Source organism: Candidatus Endolissoclinum faulkneri L5 (assembly GCF_000510265.1).
Classification (GTDB): Bacteria; Pseudomonadota; Alphaproteobacteria; order Thalassobaculales; family Thalassobaculaceae; genus Thalassobaculum; species Thalassobaculum faulkneri_A.
Genome location: NZ_CP006745.1, coordinates 509,319 through 529,785 on the forward strand (window position 1 = coordinate 509,319; position 20,467 = coordinate 529,785).

Consider the following 20,467-nt stretch of genomic DNA (forward strand, 5'->3'; position numbering starts at 1 on the left):
AGCAAGAAAATTCAAAATATTTATCTTCTTATAAAAACTATAGATAATTAAGTAAGATGATCTTGGATAAAAACACCTTCACTACGATACCTGACCTAATAATCCGTAAACTTATAGTCAACCGTTTTTAAAATCTTAGAACATTAGTTACTAAACTACAAAGGAGCGAATTATGACAAGAAACAGCATAACATGTCAAAAATTTTGTTACTAAAACAATAATTATTTAATCATTATAAAATAACAGTATTTTGTATTACCAGTATTTTATACTAATAAGAGTTAGCTTGCTCAATAAGGAAATTCAACGTGAATCTTGCTGGTATTAAAATACACAAAAACATCTATAACTATAATATATTAGTTGACCTATTGCAACAAAAATTTAGACAACGCTTGCTCAAGTATAATTGTTCTTGCAATTAGCGAACGACAAGCAATTATATTTTTCATTCTTGAAGCTTCCTTTGAAGCACTGTGTATATTATAACATATACTTATATTATTTTTAATTATTTCTTTTGCTATATTACCTCTTATTTGCTTGTAGCCACATATTCATATTGCAAATAATATAGCAAATTTACTAGATTAAAAACTTTAACTATAAATTAATATTGCGAATATTCATTCGATAAAATTCTTTTTATTAAAGAACAAACAAATGGCCTTGTAATAAAGTATGATCTACTTGATAATCTCAGCACATAAAAATTTGACGAATAAATTTAATTTATTGAAGCTTAAGTGTTAATTTAATCTAATTAATTATTAATTTGATCCATTAAAAATATCATAGAGTATTATACTTTTAGCCATCATCATGGACTGCAATTTAAATTGCTTTATTAATTTTTCCGGTAAACCCTTTATGTTTATTTTGCCAAATTTTATATTGCCTGAACAAAGCCAACAATTGGTATCGCTGTGATATTATATGTCAATAAATCTTGATTTAATTTTTAGTAATTAGCTAATTACATGTTTAATTTTTATAAACTGTATGCAATTTCATAATTAGAGAATTACTCAAAGAATTAATTTTTATAATGCACAAAGATTAGCTTTATAGCTATAGTTTGCTATTTGCCTTAGGATGTTGTCAATTAACTATTAAGCCATCGTATATAATAATCCTCATTTATTTATTATGCTTTATAGGTTTTCTGCAAGAAAATTTTATATCTAATCATCCAAAAACCTAGTCTTGTTTTTTTTGAGCAGCCTGAAAGTTTTGTCTAAACTCTTGCCGAATGTTAGCGCGATGAGCTGCAATAGAGCTAGATGTAGTATGATTATTACTTTCTAGTTTTTCTTTTGAGTCCTTATATTCAATTAATTTATTGCTGTGGTTAATAGTTTTACAATGTGATGTAGATTTTGTAGATAAGTAATTAGCTAACAAATTTACGCTAGGATATTCAAAGAGATCGGTAATCTTTGTGTCAAATCCAAGCATCGATCGCAATTGACGATTAATTAAAACAGCTGACATGGAATCGGCACCAAGATCAAAAAAAACTGCTTCAGCAGGTACCTTGCTTATTCCCAGAATATTTGCAATAATGGAGGAAATCTGGATAATCAAATTATCTGCGGAAAGAGTTTCATCTATACACTCTATTTCTTCTTGTTTTTCCTGGTTATCGTAGCTCATTGCCGCAGTAAGGGCTTTTCGGTCAATCTTCCCATTATCAGTAAGTGGCAAGGTTTCTTCGATTTTAATTGATCTAGGTATCATATAATCAGGCAATAGTTCAACTAGATGAGTTCTTAAAGTTTCTGGCGTTATTAATATTCCTGGCTTGGGAACAGCATACAATATAAGCCGCTTACGTCCTGCGCTGTTATTGCTTTCCACGAGAGCTACAGCTAACCGGATGTCTGGACAACGCAAAGCTGCCCACTCTATTTCACCTAACTCAATTCTAAATCCGCCTATTTTTATTTGCCCGTCGCGTCGCCCAAGAAATTCAATAATCCCGCCCATTCGCCATTTTCCTCGATCGCCTGTGCGATATAAACGATCTTTGGTACTGGGATGCCTAATAAAAGCATTATTTGTTAATTTAGGATCACGCCAATAGCCTCTTGCAAGACCAAGACCAGAAATATATAAATCACCCTCAATTCCTTCGATACAAGGCAGCATGTTTGCATCTAACACGTGAATGCCTTGATTATGCATCGGTCGGCCATATGGAATACTACGCCAATCATTTTTTAATTCGCTTACTATATGACATATCGACCATATTGATGCTTCAGTTGCTCCGCCAAGGCTAATCAGCATGGCTTGCGGAGCAACAGCCTTTAGAAGAGTTGGTAAAGAAAGAGGAATCCAATCACCACTAAGCAATACCAAGCGTATAGAGAAGAGATCTTCTGCTTTAGGTCTGCTTTCTAAGACCATATCGAGTAACATCGGTACCGAGTTCCACACAGTTACACCACAGGCACGGATGTGTTCTATCAGAGCTTCTGGATTTCGCAGACTGTTAGCGGATGGTAGGACAAGTGTAGCTCCCAGAGATGTTGGCCCAAAAATATCGTAAACAGATAAGTCAAAACTTAACGCTGAAAGCCCTAAAATTCTATCATTCTTTGATAATTTGAAACGAGCATTGCAATCTAAAATAGTGTTAAGAGCCGCTCTATGTTCAATCATTACCCCCTTTGGTTCCCCGGTTGATCCAGAAGTAAAGAGCACATAAGCCAAGTCGGCTGTAGATCGATGGCGGGGTGGTAAACAATTTGGCAATTGAGCAGGCTTTAACTTGTCTACGGATATTATCGTTACACTTTCCGGCACAACAAGATCATTTGCCAATCTAGAAGTAGTTAATATTATTCTAACTTCACCTTTTAGGGCAAGATACTGAAAACGCTTGGCTGGTAGGAAAGGATCTAATGGTAAGTATGCTCCTCCAGCTATCAAGACTCCTAAAGTCGCCGCAATTTGCCAGGGAGATTTTTCTAGTGCTATTCCAATCAAAGTATCAGCCGGCATTTCTGGAAGACAAACGGCTATCGCCATAGCTCTACCGACTAGATCGCTATAAGTCCAGTTTGCTTCAGGCGCCATAATCGCTATTTTTGTCGGTTCTGCAAGTGCTTGGCGTAACAAAGGCTCGTGTAGCAAATCATCACAGATTGGCTCAGCGGTAGAATTAATTTCGGCATACAGATTTCTCTCTTTGCATTCAATCGCTACAGTTGTCGAGGTTTGCCAATCAGTTGTTGGCTCGGAAAGAAAATTAATAGCTGCAGCAAAAGCAGCAAAGATACTATCAAATAATCCATCTGGATAGGCAGCATCAACACTATCCCAGGTCGCTATTAGCTTCCCATCTTCTTCGAAAACTTGTACGTCCAACAAGACTTGGGGTGTTTGAGTGACACCCCAATCAAGGCGACCAAGCTTAGTTATTCTGTTATCTCTTCCTATCACAGACTCGTAGCCAAGCATGCTAGTAAAAACATAGGCAAGAGCACTCGTTGATCCGGAAGAGAAACGGCGTATAGCTTCAGCACCCGAAACTAAGGTATGGTCAAGATGTCTTGCTATTAAAGTCGATACCGAAGCTGCTGAGGCAGCAAATCCAGTTTCTACATCAGTCCCAGTAGGCACTAAAATAGTTGAGGTAAAGTCTCCTACAACTTTGCTAATGTCTGGATGCAATGGTCGGCGATCATAGACAGTCAAATTTAGTGTAAAATATGGCTCAATACTCCATCTGGCTAATGTAGCACCAAGAGCAGCGATTAACGCAGATACTGGAGTGGAGCCGATCTCTCGCGACTGATCTTGAAATCTTTTCCAAGCTTCTGCAGAAATACTTGTACGACGACGCTTAAAACGTGCTCCAGATAATTCTGCATCTGCTCGAGATCTAGGTAATTGAGGACCATTTGGCATTTGTGCCATAGCTTCTTGCCAGTATGCGAGTGCGCGATTGTGCTCACTACTTTCACGCAATCTCGTAAATGCTTCAATATAATCGCGGAAGCTAACCATTGGTGGAACAAGCTTACTTTCTGGATAAAAGTATATTTCTCCCCATTGGCGTAGCAACCTAAACAGGCTGAGAACATCAATAATCAGTAAGTCAATAGAAAAATGAATCCTTTGTTCATCTGGACCTTCACTAGTAACAATTCTAAATAATGGCCACTTGCTTGGGTTAAAAACCTCATGAGCCATTTGTTCACGAACTTTCTCTAGTGCATGGCTAGCAAGATCGCGTGACATTTCACTCCAATCATAGTGCTCTATGGGCATCATTGGCACTTCTGCTAACACTAACTGCTCACCATCTTCAGTGAAAACAGCACGCAACATACTATGAATTTTTACTAATCGATGCCAAGCATTTCTAAGTAAGGTATTGTCAATTGGATTATCGCATAAAAATTCCCAATAAACGTGGCAACCAGTTCCGCCCAACGGAACAGAAGCGCTGCGACCTACCAAATAAGCAAGCTGTAAGTCAGTAAGTGGGAATGGAGCATTGGCGTTAGCAGGATCAGGTATAAGTTTCACCGAATCCTTAAGGGAAGGAGCAGCTGACAATATCGTTGTTAGCGATTTGTCTCCCAATAAATCAGAAACATCCAACGCTAAATTAGCCTTGCTAGCTAACTGCGATTTAATTTCAAGCGCCATGATACTGTCAACACCTAATTCACGAGCAATCGCTTTACTATCTAACAATTCAGCTGAAATTCCTAAACAGTCTGCAACAATCGCTAGCGGAACTTTGTTTGTCATGGCATTAGTATCGGCTGATCCTAAACTTAAATCAGGTTTAGCCATTGGCAGAGAAATATCAGATGTACTATTCGGCCAGTAACGACGTCTGGAGAACGGATATCCCAGAGGGCGTGATGGTGGAAGTATTTTGGTATTTTCAATCCTCTCACCAGTATTCTTTTCTGGTTGAACATTAGACAAAACAGAGTCAATTGATGCCAGTAATTCGCTGGTTGATTCTCCTCGCAAAACTATCTTACAACGGCGATTAGGGTCACCTGCCAATACGGCATTGACTTCGCTTGGTTCCGGATTATGCTCAAGAATCCAGGCTTTCAGGCTAAGTAATCGATCCTCTAGGTCAGTTTTTAGGGCAGCCGACAAACTAATATTTACTGGTTTATTGGATTTAACAAAGGATTGTACCGGCGCTGGAGCTATTACAGCTGCAGCACATGTGCCATTCATCGAAAATCCATTAACTAACACAGGCCCGGCTTGACATGGAGCCCCAGGTACTAGAGCTGTTCCTGGGAAAATAGCCTTCTTAGACAAACGAGGAAGCCCACCTTCACGCTCCATGCCAAGTATTGCGACAGACAAAGCAGATAGTCCGGATACCTCCAAACCATGTCCTAGCATTGGTTTTACTGTATCGACAGCAACAGTAGGACCGCCAGCTGGAAAAATCATCGCCAAGGCTGCTGTTTCTGTTGTATCTCCAGCTTGAGAACCAACACCATGGGCTTCTACAGCTGATATTTGCTCTGGTAAGAGATGCGCGCTATTAAGTGCTGCAGCCATTACACGAGCTTGAGCTTTAGCTGATGGCGAGGTTAATGCAGCACCACCGCTAGACTGTGTAAGCCCGGTCCCTAAGATTAATCCTCGAATTCGGTCACCGTCCGCCCTTGCTTGTTGAAGTTGTTTTAGAACTATGGCGACTGCACCTTCTCCTAATACAATTCCATCGCTGCCATCTTGGAATGGCAGCGGATGACCAGAACGAGAAGCTAGTCCAGCACGATTAATTTGTACCGCAAAACCAGGTGTAGCTTGGATACTAGCTGCTCCAACTATCGCAGCATAACATTCACCACTTAGTAAGGATTTAACTGCCAAATGGAGCGCAGCCAATCCGGAAGCGCATGCCAGATCCACTGCCATAGCTGGACCCTCAAAGCCAAAAATATGTGAAATTCGTGCTGCTGAACTCGACGGCATTAGCGCTCCCAGGGATTGCGGTTGTACTGGATGGCCAGCTGTCATAAGTTTTTGTACATAATCACCACCACCGGTACCAACAAAGACGCCGAATAACTCTCGATAACCATTCATATCAGGTCGTCCTGCATCGGCTAAAGCAGCAAGTGATTGTTCAAGAAGCAATCGTTGACGAGGGTCAATTACTTGCGCCTCGCGATCGGAGATACCAAATCGAGTTGCATCAAAATTTTCTCCTTGATTTAAAAATCCTCCCCGTAGATAACGAAGGTCTTCTGCCCCAGCTAGCTTTATATCGGCTTCGCTCCATCGCCCCTCTGGAACTGGGACAATGGATGGATTAGCATCAAGTATTCTTTTCTCAAGTCCGGCAAGACTATCCGCTCCTGGAAAAATTCCAGCTGCTCCAATGATAGCGATAGCATCATCCTGTAGCAATTCAGAAGATTTAGCTGCTGTGCAAGAGACTTGGTTCGGATAAATAATTGATGAAGATTCTGGGAGAGTTTTTGTTGTAGCTAATTTGTACTTGTTTAATCTTGCTTGGCGATCTACGATTTCGGCTGCCAAAGCGGCAGGAGTTGCTAAGTCAGCAATAGTTGCAGGATCAAAGGTAATACCGGTTTCTTTTTCAATCCGCTCTACTAGATCAAAAGTCAAAATAGAGTCAAGCCCTAGATCGCTCAGCATTGCATCAGGGTCTAGTCGTTCTGGCTCAATCTCAAGACATTTTGCAATTAAGTTATAAACTACAGTTAGGTTTTCTGAAGATACGGATTCTACTACTTTCTGCGTATTTGCATATGATGCTACAACGACACCTTGGAGTAATCCCTGGTCATCGCTTGGGCCATCGATACTAATATCGCTAAACCTGCTGTTTAGTGCCTTTCGCCATTGATCTGGCATAAGCAAAGGCCCATTACCAGCTCGAACGTCTTTAGCTAGCCACCAGCCAGGTAATAAACCAAAGATCGCTGTCATATGCTCCAATGGTCGCATTAGTTCGTTAAGGATTAAGGTGCCGCCTGGTGCAATTCTTTTAGCTAGTCTGTGAAGTACTAAGTCAATTGTTTCTGTTACGTGTATCGCATTAGCAGCAATTACGAGGTTAAACATGCCGAGAGTCGAAAAATTTACAGGATCAGCATTAAAATCAAATCTGGCGGTGGTAAACCAATTACGTTTAATCCCAAACCTAGCTTTGGCTCTACGGAGGAAGGCAGGAGATAAATCAGAAAATACATATTCAATATTTTCTGTATCCACATTTTCTGTATCCACAACTAAATCAAGCGTCTTTAGAATAGCCGAGGTAGTACCACCAGTGCCAGCCCCAACTTCTAGAATTCGCAATATCTTTCCGCTAGAAAGTCCGGCAACTACTAGTTCAGCAACTCGTTCAGCTACAAGAGTATTTGCGGCATCAGCAAGCGGATTGCCATGATAATACGCTTCTACAAGATTCATATCCCCACCCGGAAAGATTACGTTAGTACCGGGCATTTCACCAGTTAGCACTGCGACTGTGCCGTCAGTCGCCGCCTCTAATAGACTTACTACACCAGATAAGCTGGCATAATTTTGTCGAATGTTATCTGCTAAGGAAATTGCTCTCGTAGTCGCAGTTTCTCTGTCGAGAGCGTTCCAGCCACGGACAGCAAGAAAATCAGATAGTGTGTTAAATAATTGCTCTTGCCCTTTGACTATAGAGGAGCGCCCGCCATCACTTGACTTTAACCAGCCGACTTCGGAGAAAGCCGCACTGATGCGCAACATTGCTAGATCGTCAATAGCCTTAAGGCCTTCTGTGAGTAGATCTTTAAAACTTTTATTGGGCAAAGAAAGTTTTGACAAAAGCTTAGGCGAAAGTTGCGCAACAACCACAGCTCGTGAATCAGAACTGAGGACTTGATCCATTGCCGTAAATGCATCCACCGTAGATATTGGCTCTAATCCGATTTTAGCTACGCGTGACCGATGTACTGCATTGGCTACTCTACCAATTTCACCCCAATATCCCCAGGATATGTGCTTAATATCCCATCCTTCGCGCACAGCGAGCAATGCTTGAGACATCTGGTGGGCGGTACCAGCTGTGTAATTAGCCTGTCCTGCATTACCAATCAACCCAAGTATTGAACCAAATACAATCCTTCTTGGGCGATTCACACCTCGTTCAGCAAAGACAGCACTGATATTTGCAAATCCTAATGCCTTAGGAGTGAAGGATAATTGAAATTCTTGGTCGGACATATTTGCTGCAGCACGATCAGCTAATAACATTTCTCCATGGACTATGGTACCAATCGTTCCAACCTTCATCTCAAGATCAGCAACGGCTGTTACCAAAGAGGCATATTCATTGACGTTAGCTTGCGCATAAAATGTTACGATGTCGTCATTAGCAAGCCTAGCATTAATCTCTTTAACCTCCTCTAGAGAACGTCTGCCTATTACTGCTAATTTTAGTTTATTTTGACTGCGTCTGGATAAATGCCTAATTAAAGCTTCTCCTATTCCTCCATAGCCACCAATTAACAACCATGCTTTGCAATCTAACTGATCGGTTCTAATTCCATGATTGGAAGAGGAGGTAATGTAGCGCGAGCATAATTTGTTATTATGTACCGCTACTAAGTTAAAAGAAGATATTTCTGATACGCTAAGCGCTTTTGTTATCTCAACTATATCATTTTTGACAAGAATACCAGCTACCTCTAATCTATGCCGATTTTCTAATGCAACCGATAACGCAGCTGCATATGCAGCTGCGAATCCTGGTTCCGGCAAAGGATCCTCGTTGTTATCCGCTATATCTCGACCGATCAAGATTATCTTGGTCTTTCCAGGGGCGTTAGATAAATTAGTAGCGAGACGTAGAATAGGTATAACTAGGTTATCAGCAACATTTTCGAAGGATAAGTTATCGTATTCTAATGGCCAAGAAACTATTATCGTTTTCTGTTGTAATTCAGCAAGCGGTTCTGCTAGTAATCTATCAGAAATTGATTTATCAGTTGGTTCTCCTGCAAATATCTGAATTGATTTTGGCAGCTTGTTATTAAAATGTTCATTGCTGGATAAGAAGATTATTGGATGATTGGGGGTTGATCCAGAAGCTATTGGTTTCCATGCAAGATCGTAAATAGGCGTAGAAGTTAAGCAGGTTAAGGATTCGCGAGCTGGCGAAATCACATTGGATTCTGGCATAGAGATCCAATGCCTTGTTTGTTCAAATGGATAAGATGGTAAACTCGCAATGCGATGCGGTTGGGAAAATGCTGACCAGTTAACTTCATAGCCTGCGGCCCAGCGTTCGACCATAATTTTCAGCAAAGTATTCGGAAAATCATTGTCAAAACGCAGTAGAGTTGATTTTCCTTCTGCTGAAGCAGTAAGTGATCCAATATCAATACTGCGATCAATGCCTAACGAATTAACTTGGTATGGTCGTTCGATTTGGGTTTGTAACCAAGCACGAGGATTTTCAATTTCTGAGATATTATTCCACGCTTTAGATAAAATTGGTAAATGCCTACTTACTACTTCAGGAGTTAGTGGATTGGTATTAATACGATCTGCAAAATCCACAGTTGATGAAGTCTCCAACAGGAGCACTGCATCAGCTGGTGACAATGCCCCTAGTGCAACCAAACTTATCAATTCGCTAGCCTTACCTTTGATTGCTACCCCTGGTTCTGGGATGTTCCAGCGCTGACAAGTCTGACGTCTAGCAGTTCCTAAGGCTAGAAATAAAACTTTCTCCGCTAAGCCACCTGTCGGCACATCCTTCCAGTTTTCTGGTTCACTTATACCAAGTCTAATTAACGACTCACGCCAAGCATCGAAAAAACCAACAAATGTGTGATTAGTTTTTATTAAGCGGATTGTCTGGTCTATAAGACCAGACAATCCAATATCTAGGTTGATTGAGAGTTCTGATATGTATTTTGCGTCGATTCGACGAGGCGGAATTACTATCTTCATTATCGCATCGTAAACAGCAATTTGTGGTCGTCGCAACCTGATTTCTGGTATTCTTCCTGCGCCTGTTGCTGTTGCTGCGTCGGGAAGATCCATAACACCTGCGGTTGTTAGTGAAACCCAACGTCCAATACCCTCACCATACAACACATCCGGCATTAGGCCATTTTCTAGCATCAAACTGGCTAGAGCATGTAGTCTTGCTAGTAGGAGTAACCGACGGGTAGCACGACGAGTGTTGCCCAGTCTTGCAGATTCGACTGCTGCATCTCCTCTATCGCCTAAACCAGGCATTGCTTTAACTAACTGATCCCAGACAGCACCGTCAAGCCTATTGACGTCTCCTAATCTTAACATCCAGCGAGTTGGTTGATGATTTGTTATTGGATTCTCTAGTGATTTAATCACCTCATCCCAGTCTCTAACTACAGCAGCAAAACGTACCGGCAGTGGTTGCCGGCGCTGTGCTAAAGTTTGGGTGACATCACTAAGTTCTAGTTTCTTTTTACTCAATGCCAGCGAAAAATGTGCATTCTTAAGTCGCCCAAGTGCTTCTTTGCTACTTGCTGATAACAAGTATGCCATGGGTGATTCGTTAAGAGAAGTTTTGCAATCAGTTATTAATTCTGATTTCGGCCCTTCAAGGATAGCGTGGCTATTTGCTCCTCCAAAGCCGAACGAGCTAATTCCTGCACGTGGTCGATCATTGGGCCAGGGCATTAACATCTTGACAGGCAAAACCCTTCCTCCATCAATATCGATTAGTGGATTGATCTCGTCAAGAAGGGCAGTGGGTAGCAACATGTTACGTTCTAGCATTAGCACTAATTTTACTAGTCCAGCTAGTCCAGCCGCAGCTTCTAGATGGCCAAAATTAGATTTAATTGATCCGATAGCTAGCCTGTTCGGACTTGCATTAGAGAAGACAGTTGACAGAGCAGCTGCTTCGATTGGATCTCCAAGCGGAGTACCTGTTCCATGCGCTTCCACGTAACCAATGCTACTTTTATCAATGCCCGCATTGGCAATGGCTGCTTCTATAACTGATACTTGAGATGATACACTTGGAGCGGTTACACTGCGTGAATGCCCTACATGATTGACTGCTGTTCCAAGTATCGTTGCGCGTTCTCGTAAGCCGTCTAACCTGACTTGAGCACGGCGGGTTAACAGCATAACTACTACCCCTTCCCCTTGCACGTAACCATTGGCACGAGCGTCAAATGTACGACACTCTCCATCTGGACTTAGCATGTGAGCCTGAGAAAAAGAAATCGAGCGCCAAGGATTGATTAAAGCATTGGCAGCTGCAACGACCGCATAATCGCACTCATCCCCCAAAAGAGCTTGACAGGCTTGATGTAGTGCTACCAAAGAGGAGGCACAGGCTGCGTCAACTGTAAAGCTTGGTCCTGTCCATTTAAATGTGTGGGATAGTCTGTTAGCCAGCAATGCGCCGTAAGTGCCAAGCGCGGAAAAAACTCCTACCGGTTGACCAGGTGCAGTGGCGTTTTGCTGATAATCATTTGCCATAACACCGGTAAATACACCGACCTTGCGGTTTTCTAAGTTCGAAGGACGAACTCCAGCATTTTCTAAGCAATGCCATGTTTCTTCAAGCAGCATTCGTTGTTGCGGATCCATAGCTCTCGCTTCACGCCCGGAAATACCAAAGAATGCAGCATCAAACTGATCAACATGATCAAGGAATCCACCCCGATCCATAACCGTATGGTTTATTCTAGAATACGATTTGTCATGAAATTTTTTTCTATCCCAGCGATCTTCAGGGACTGACCGCAACGCAGTTTTACGTTCAGCCAATAACGACCAAAGAGAATCTTCGTTTGTCGTTCCTGGTAATCGAAATGCCATTCCTACGATAGCAACTTGTCCCATAATACAATCCTTCGCTTACAAACAGCCGCAACGGGAATGCAAATCATCGGTCAACAACAAAGCTAACCCGGAACAGCGCTCAAAAAAAAACAATTAACAACTGACTAAACAAAATTTATTGCAGGTAAAAGGGTCATTAATTTTAGGTGATTTGTCACCTACAATTATAACGTTAAATGATGTATTACCTAAAATGTTAAAGTTAAATGATGTGTTACTAAATTAAAATAATATTTTAGTGTTACTAATTAAAATAATATTTAGTAGCTCATCAATCTTAAAAACTCTAGAAATATTAACTTCAGCTTCGCATACGGATACAAATCAATACAGTTTTCTATTTTTCCTGATTCTAGCCTAAAATAATATTTTTAAAAGCTAAAATTATTAGGAAATTATAGTGCTTTGAGGATATAACTTTTTTCCTTAAAAATTTTATCTTGTTTTGTATACCAAAACCAAAGTAAAAATTATTTTAAGGCTTGCTGTTTTAATAATTTTTTTATGGAGCTATAGTTATTATAGCTTAAAAAAAATCAAGTTTATTTACAGCCTAAAATAAGCCTATCTACCATAATTATAAAAAACTTTTATTGTATTCATCGTCAGTGCAGCTCAGTAGCAGCTTTGGCTGCAGTTCATTAAGACAAAATCATTATTTTTCTATAGCTGCAGGCATGTGCAAGAGTTGGCTTGTCTTAAAGATAGGATATTTGAAGTATTACTTTGGATGCGCATGAAACAAAAATTAGTATCATCTGGTTCAATTTTGAAACAAACCCCTCAGGCTGAGGGGTTTGTTTATTGCAAACTAAAACATATAAAGCAATACATTTTTATTGAACTGAATATCTAATTTATAATATTTTTGTAAGTGCATCTGAATTCTAAAAAAATTACTGAATATGAAATAATTCTTTCGGGTAATTTAGTTAAGTAAAAACAAACTGAGTGAATCTTCCTATCGCGCTATATAACAGCTAGATTTTGTTTAAGTTAATTTCTAAAGTTAATTGCGAAATTGATAATAAGCATTTCGTAGTGCTGCTGTTTTCCTCTCGGTCGCCAATTTACAATAGAAACACTCTGATAGTTGTTGAATTTCAGTAGATAGCTAATCTCAATCCAAATGTCCTAAAAGATCCACAATAAGGAAGCCGATAAACAATTATTAGGTAATATCAATCATCCAGATACGACTTTAACATTAGCATAATATGTTGTACGTCCATAGCTTTCTCTAGCTCGACTCCACTAAGCTGTACATTCCAATTTTCAGCGACTACAGCTCTAAACTCGGCTCCAGTCAGAGAATCCCATTGCCCTAACCCAAACAACATTTCATCGCCTTTTAGAGTACCTTTTTCAATTCCAGCAAGATCCTCAATTACTTCAAAAATTTCTGAACGTTTCACTGCCCTAATTTCTCTTAAAAAGATTAATCCAACAAAAGCCTAACTCCAAAAATGCGCATTCGCCTATTCTTGCAGCTCTGTTTATCCAGTATAAATTAGACTTACTTAATAAACTTTTAGACTTGCTTAAAAAAAATCGTAGACCTTAAATCTCAAAGTTTAACTCCCAATAATCACTAACTTCATTTTAGTGAAAAATACAACTAAGAATAAAAAAACTAGCAACTCTATAGCCAAACAAATGTTTTGTTGTCAAGCACAAATATTATAAAAAAACAGCCTAGTGCTAGTTTTCAGAATATTAGGAAATAAAGATCTGCATTAGTTAAGCAAATGTAATCTGTTAAGTAAATGTGCGAAACTAAGAAACATGTTTAAATTAAATTAAGCATATTTTTAAGCTTAGCATCCAAATACTAATCAATTATACTAATCAATTTCTTGATGCTGTAAATATTATCTTCTTACACTATAACTTAAGAAAGTATACTGTTTGTACATTATTACAAAATTATTTTTTAATTAATTACAATTATTATCTAATAAAATAATTTACTTCAATGAAAGCTTATTAAGTACCTTTGAAGGGTAATCATTCATTTTTCAACAAAAATTAATTTTTGCTAATACAATGGATAATATTACAGAATCACTGATTTAATTTTCTTTTGCATTATTCTGGCATTATTCTGTTAATGATATTCAATTCAATTATATAAATTTTTTACAAAAGCTGAATAAAATTTCTTAAGTACAAAAATCAATTTTATTGATTAAAACTATATATTTACTACGATTACCTGATCTCGTTAGGGATTTAGCTTTAATTAGCTGTCTTTTCGCCAGCGTCTTCTACTAGTTTGAAATATCACTATCAATCATCCTAAGATCTACTATAAATACTGCCAGGTGTTTTTGCAGAACAGCATTAGGTTACTTAATTAATTTAATTGAGTTATGCATCTTCGCAATAAAATAAAATTTTGTGCCCTGCTGATAGTTTATTTGATTGACCAGTTTACTAGCTAGTATTTACTAAGTCGCGTATTCTGAAGAATTAATGCTTGCCGATATAACTTTTGTGCATCAATAAACGATTTTCCCCTAACAGGAGGACTCTTGAGATATTCATAATTCAATCATAGTTTGATCTTGATGGTTCACACCTAACAGTAGTCGATTATGATTATACTAAATCGAATCAAGTAGTCTGTATCGTCCTCTAAGTCATAAGAATTTAGCTGTAGCACTGGTAAATAATTTCTTAATATTACAGGCTAACTATAGCTAAAAGCGCAGTAAAAAATTTTCATATTTTTTTAAAAATTTGCTTACATACTAGAGTTAAGCTTACATATTTAGATTTCATAAATTAGTTAAATGCTATTATGTCTAGTCAAATAGCTTCCTCTAACTACAGTAAAGCATGCGATCTTGTACAGGATCGCATGCAAGTTTGCATGAAGATTACATGATTTATGAGAATCATGTAATCTTGGCATAGCCTAGTGCTATTGAACGAGATCTTGGTATAATTGTTGAGTATGAGGAGCGGATTTGGTTATTGTAATCGGTCTTCTTGTCTATGGGTTAAGATGCAATAAGAAATTAATATTAACAAAAGTAATTAGTTGTTACAAACAATTGGGGAGCTTGAATCGAAATGTTCTAAACTGCTGGAATTGTTTATTATCCTCGTAAATTCTAGTATCTTAATATAATCTATTACAATCCAGATAATCTATTACAATCTAGGCTTAAACAACTTATCATAGATCCTAGCTATCAAGGCGGCAATTTGCATATTATCGAAAATTAATTAATAACTCTTTGTGGTCTATCATCTTAAGCTTGAATCAAGAGCAAATCTCACTCTTAGTCACTAGTAGAGTACTTATTTCATCTCAAGTGCGGTAGAGAAATTTTAATTTAAATAAATAATAATGCATTGAGAAATAATAATGCATTGAGATTTAATTTTTCACTGTTATAACACTGTATCCTATTATAACACTGTATCCTATCTAGCAATTAGTAGTTTATGCATCCTAAAAATTTATCAGTATTTTATTAGAACTATTTAGACAAATAAATATTTTTAACACTTGTTTTGCATTTGAAAACTTAGAATTTTACTTAACTTAGTAATAGTTTCTTCCGAAGGTTTATTTTTAGTAAATTATTTTATATTGCGGTCATTTTAATTAAAAAAAATTATCCAGCATTAGCAAAAGTTATAAAATTGCGTATCTATAATCTTCTAAATCATATAAAATACTCAGAAATACTCTCTTAGGATTATGGGGGTATGTATTCTGAAAAAAGAGATTACGATAATTTTTTTAGATCCCGTTATGCTTACGATCGCGTAACTTTTTGGAATCGTCATTTGTAATGCACTGTTTCTTCTTCGTTATGCCTTATTATTGATTCTCATTGATTAAAGTTAGTTATGCTTGCCTAAAACCTAGCACTTACTTCCCTGACCAAAATTTATAACAATAAAAAATAGAGCAACAACAATGGCTTAATCAGCATGATGCTAGTTAAATAATTGTTCATAAATTAAATCCGTTTAAATTTTCTTACATATAAACTCTTACATATAAACCGAAAAAATACACCGTAAGATAGAATAAGCTTTTATGAATTATTATGTGAAAAAATTTTATCATAATCAACATTAACAATCTTCAAATATGCTGGGGATAATTGTCTATCAGTTCTATTGCAGATCAGTTGATAATAATAAATATTCATTTAAGTATTGCGTAAATATAATACAATGTTATCATATTCATGACTGGTTATTCTTAATAATTTAATCTATAAATTAAGTCTTATTTAAGTTAATTACAGTGATAAAATTATATGAGATTTTATTTATTAATACAAAACTCTGTTTTTATTAGTGTACATAATCCTGTAATAAAAAAAACCAAGAGATACAATCCAATTAGTAGGTGATTATCTTAAAAAACAACTTTGTAAAATACATACAAAATAGATTAATTAAATGTTACCTTGAATTAAGATTAGTAGTTAAAAAAAACTATCTTTATTACTGTTTTTTTTGGAAAAATGCTGTATTTTTTTGTGCTAAGATTTACTTACTATTATTGCGTTTAACAAAAACTACAAGTTTTTGTCATACTTGAAAAGTCAAGGTCGTGCGTAAAAAATTATTTCATCAAATAGACTAGAGATAACAAATGTATTTACTCGGGAAACGATTTAATAATTATCAAAAATAAAATATTTCGTTAGTGTATATGGCCTTATTAATAATTTATTAAGCGGATGCATATGCTAGAAAAAGCGTAATAACAATAACAATATAATTTCATAATCGATATAGTTATTTAATTTATCAGAAAAGTTATTCGATCTCGATGTAGTTAAGTGTTTAGCTTGTTTTCTAACCTAAAAGGCTATACATTATTAATTTAAATATCATCTAGCGATAAGCACAAGTATTTAATTTATAATCATCGAATTAAGTTAATTATCGAATAAAGTTTTATTAATAAAAAAATTATCGGATAATTATCGTTAATTAATCATTAACCATCTTTAATCCGCATAACCTCTTGTTCCAGACAGCTTTGTATCGTATTTTGAGGTGATTTTTCTACAAGACACCGCTTGATATAACAAACAAAATAATTGGGGAGATATAATTATGACTCGTAGCTGTAATCTTACAGGTAAAAGTGTTCTAACTGGCAATAATGTTAGCCACGCAAACAATCGGACTCGTCGACGCTTTTTGCCTAATATCCAGCAAAAATCTTTACTTTCAGAAGTACTCGGCGACACAGTTCGTATAAAGTTAACTACAGCCGCATTGCGAACGGTCGAACATCGTGGCGGTCTAGATACTTTCCTAAAAACTACACAATCATCTAAATTACCACCATTTGCTCGCCGACTGAAGAAAAGAATACTTCTAGCTGAGAGAAAAAATTCCCAAAATTCCTAAACAATACATTTAATTTATTCGTATCGCATGTTGTTTATTTTATCAAATGTGTCTTTGCGGTTATTCAACGAATAATAAAGCAACTATGCAATCGAATGAAAAAAACCTAAAGTCATTACCGATTCTGCTCTTTTCCCTAATAATTGGCTTATTTTAAGTTGAAATATATTTCTTTAGTAAAGCGAATCAATTATATCATCATATTACAAATATTTTTCGTAAATCAGCAAACACTGTATGGTAAGTGTGTTTTGTTGATTTAAGTACTCGCTGAGTAGACAGTAACGATTGCGTTATATTTTACTTTAGTTTAATCAGACTTCTAGTAGCTTTAATTAGCTGTATTGCTGAGTAAACCTTGTAATAGAAATTTTATCCGAATTGCAGCTGTAATACTAGATTTTTGTGTTAGCATTCAAAGAGCTACTTTGATTAAGTTCCTTAAATGCTTGTAATTAATAATTATATGTTCATTATTTTCTAATGAATATTGAGGATTATAAATATAATAAATATCTCCTAATTTTAATAAGAATCATATTAATAACAATATTCTAGCATATCAAAAATTTAATTTTGTAAAAACAAATTTTTACAATTTAATAAAGACACAGTAGTCTCCATATTAAAAATGTTTAATAACTAAACCTAATCTTTACTATCGCGTATTAAAATCCATTACATAGAAATTAATGCGCTTTAAATATAGTATAGATTATAAATAATCATTTTAAACATAAAAATAATTAATAATGTAAAATTACATCATAGTATAAGTTATTATCAATAAATAATTGATGGTTTTTTTAAAATAAGATGATTCAAATACATCCTACTCCAAGCTGTTTAACAGCAAGAGAAGTTTCTGTCTTTCGTAGTGGAAAACCTATATTTACCAAGCTTTCTACGGTTATTTTTCCAGGTCAGGCCTTACGTTTAGTAGGACCAAACGGTTGCGGTAAAAGTACGGTTTTGCGCTTATTTGCTGGGTTACTATCGCCAATTAAAGGTAATGTGTATTGGGCAAATATCCCCATCAAAAAAGATCTTTCTAAGCATGTCAACAGAGTTGCTTATTTAGGGCACAAAAATGCCATAAAATTTTCACTTACAGCACGTGAAAATGCTAAAACTTTGTTAACAGTCTCTGGAAGATATTCCCAATCGTCGCTGGACAGAGCATTTAAAATGTTAGAACTGGAGCATTTAGCAGGTCTACCTGCGGGGTTGCTATCAGAAGGACAAAGAAATCGCGTATCACTCGCTCGAGTGATAGCATCTTTTTGCCCACTATGGCTGCTAGATGAGCCGACAACTGGTCTAGACTCTGCCGCTACTAACGCTTTAGAAAACGCTATTTCCCTACACCTATCTGACGGCGGTATGGTAATTTTTGCAACCCACAGCGCCATAAATTTAGGACAAGATGATAAAACGCTTGATCCGAGCGATTTTGCTTGTTCTCTAAAGCTATGGGAAGATATTTGAAACAAATTAACGACCAGTTAAGATTGTATTACAATAATTGTTTAATTTTAGATTATTTAGACATAAAGGACAAGGATTCTAAGGATAATTTCGCCTGCTAGGGAATAAATTACTGCGGTAAGTGCATTTTTTCTTACGCAGTTTAAAAAAAATTACTTTAGTAGATTAAAAATTAACTGAAGTAAACTAAAACTATAGTAGTAATTTTAATCGAAAAATTGATTTAATGCTGTAAATAATTACAGACAATACATAATTAATTTATTTTTAATTATTATTTTGCCATAGGCAAAAACAACTTTATGTTTTTTACATCGTTAATACTATTAATTATAGATATTGTAGTTAATATATCGATATTGTAGTTAATAAAAATTGCTGACCTAGTCACTAAGATTGTTTGATTAAACTCGATCGTCATCAATAAATTTTTTTATTTAATGTCGATTTGTAAATTGTTGTCAGATACTGACAACTTATTTAGAAAATAAATGTATTAAAACCATCATGCGGCTCTTTTTATAGTAATTTACCAAACGCACTGTTGCCAAAATTATGCTTAGTGCTTTTTGTTGAAATGACTTAATTTATGATAATAAGTAATTGAATAAAAATAGTTATAAAAGCTGCGGTAGTATAGATTACTATATACAAAATTAAATTATTTAAGCTAAATAATATGATAGTTTGTAATTTTTCTACTATAATTTTCATAATCTAAACAATATCAGTTTTAAGCGTTTTCGGCTCCTATGTTAGGTATATCATTGCTTTATCTTTTAGATAAAAGAAGGTGTTTTCTAGCTGATAATATTTTTGTTGTTATTATTTAAATAGGCACATGGAAGGCTAAAAGATAATTGATTTTATAATTGCTATTATTGAGTTTTGCTAATAATAAAAAGACAATGATAGCTTTCTTTAGGAAAGGAACAGCTAATATATTAAACGCCTGATCAATTAACTTTGTAAATTAATTGAATGTTATGATGTAACTTATGTAATCTCAAATAATGACTTTGTAAATTACAGAAAATTTCATTTTTTTTGAAATGCATCGTTACTTAAAACAAAACGAAATATTTGTAGGTTTAGACTGCGTAAGAAAAATACTTTAAGTTACCTAGAGATTTTGCTTTATCGTATAGTTATTCTAAACTAGATATACTGAACAGTTTTATTTGATAATTTTATCGCGCTGCAGTCGGGATAAAGTGGCTAAATAGCTTGCTGTTTGGGTTTTAACTGGGGTTGAGATTAGCTCTTATATCTATTAAAATAGATAACCTATCTATTAAAATAGATAACCGCCCCCTAACCTAAAAGTGGTTTTTTTAATTACTTTGCTTGTTGTTTTTTTTATTTAAGAAAAATAAACGCTTGCTAACTCGGTAAATATAACGGTAGGTTATAGTCATCTGATCTATAGTTTATGCAAAAAATTTATATTCGCACATAAGATTAAATAAAGTAGTATAAACCAGATTAAATAAAGTAGTATAAACCATTCATATCCTGAACATACACAGTTTGTATGCTAACCTTGGATTTTTATTAATTTAGGATTGAGATATTTCAATGCAAAAACTCTTACTAGAACTATGCTTTTTGCATTAGAATAATTGATAATGAGTATTCTTCTTGAATTCCTGTCAAAAATCTCCCCATTCGATTGGTGGCGTAGTTTAAATATTCTATGGCTTTCGTCACAACAGTTGA

4 protein-coding genes are annotated in these 20,467 nt (G+C 36.1%); 2 read left to right on the forward strand and 2 right to left on the reverse strand.

From position 1 onward, the window contains the following. Positions 1 to 1,201: 1,201 nt before the first annotated feature. Both P856_RS01560 and P856_RS01565 read right to left on the reverse strand, forming a co-directional pair. Positions 1,202 to 11,863, reverse strand: a complete 10,662-nt coding sequence (locus P856_RS01560) for a non-ribosomal peptide synthetase (protein WP_025300419.1) — start codon at positions 11,861 to 11,863, stop codon at positions 1,202 to 1,204. A gap of 1,181 nt (positions 11,864 to 13,044) precedes the next feature. Then, complete coding sequence (locus P856_RS01565; protein WP_025300420.1) at positions 13,045 to 13,278, reverse strand: hypothetical protein; 234 nt, start codon at positions 13,276 to 13,278, stop codon at positions 13,045 to 13,047. Between the two features lie 3,682 nt (positions 13,279 to 16,960). Between P856_RS01565 and rpmB the strand changes: the two genes are divergently transcribed. Beyond that, a complete protein-coding gene (gene rpmB / locus P856_RS01570) occupies positions 16,961 to 17,260 on the forward strand; it encodes a 50S ribosomal protein L28 (protein ID WP_025300421.1) in 300 nt (99 codons plus the stop codon). A gap of 816 nt (positions 17,261 to 18,076) precedes the next feature. Beyond that, the gene (gene ccmA, locus P856_RS01575) at positions 18,077 to 18,748 is read left to right on the forward strand and encodes a heme ABC exporter ATP-binding protein CcmA (protein ID WP_025300422.1); all 672 of its coding nucleotides are present in this window, start codon (positions 18,077 to 18,079) and stop codon (positions 18,746 to 18,748) included. Positions 18,749 to 20,467 lie beyond the last annotated feature (1,719 nt).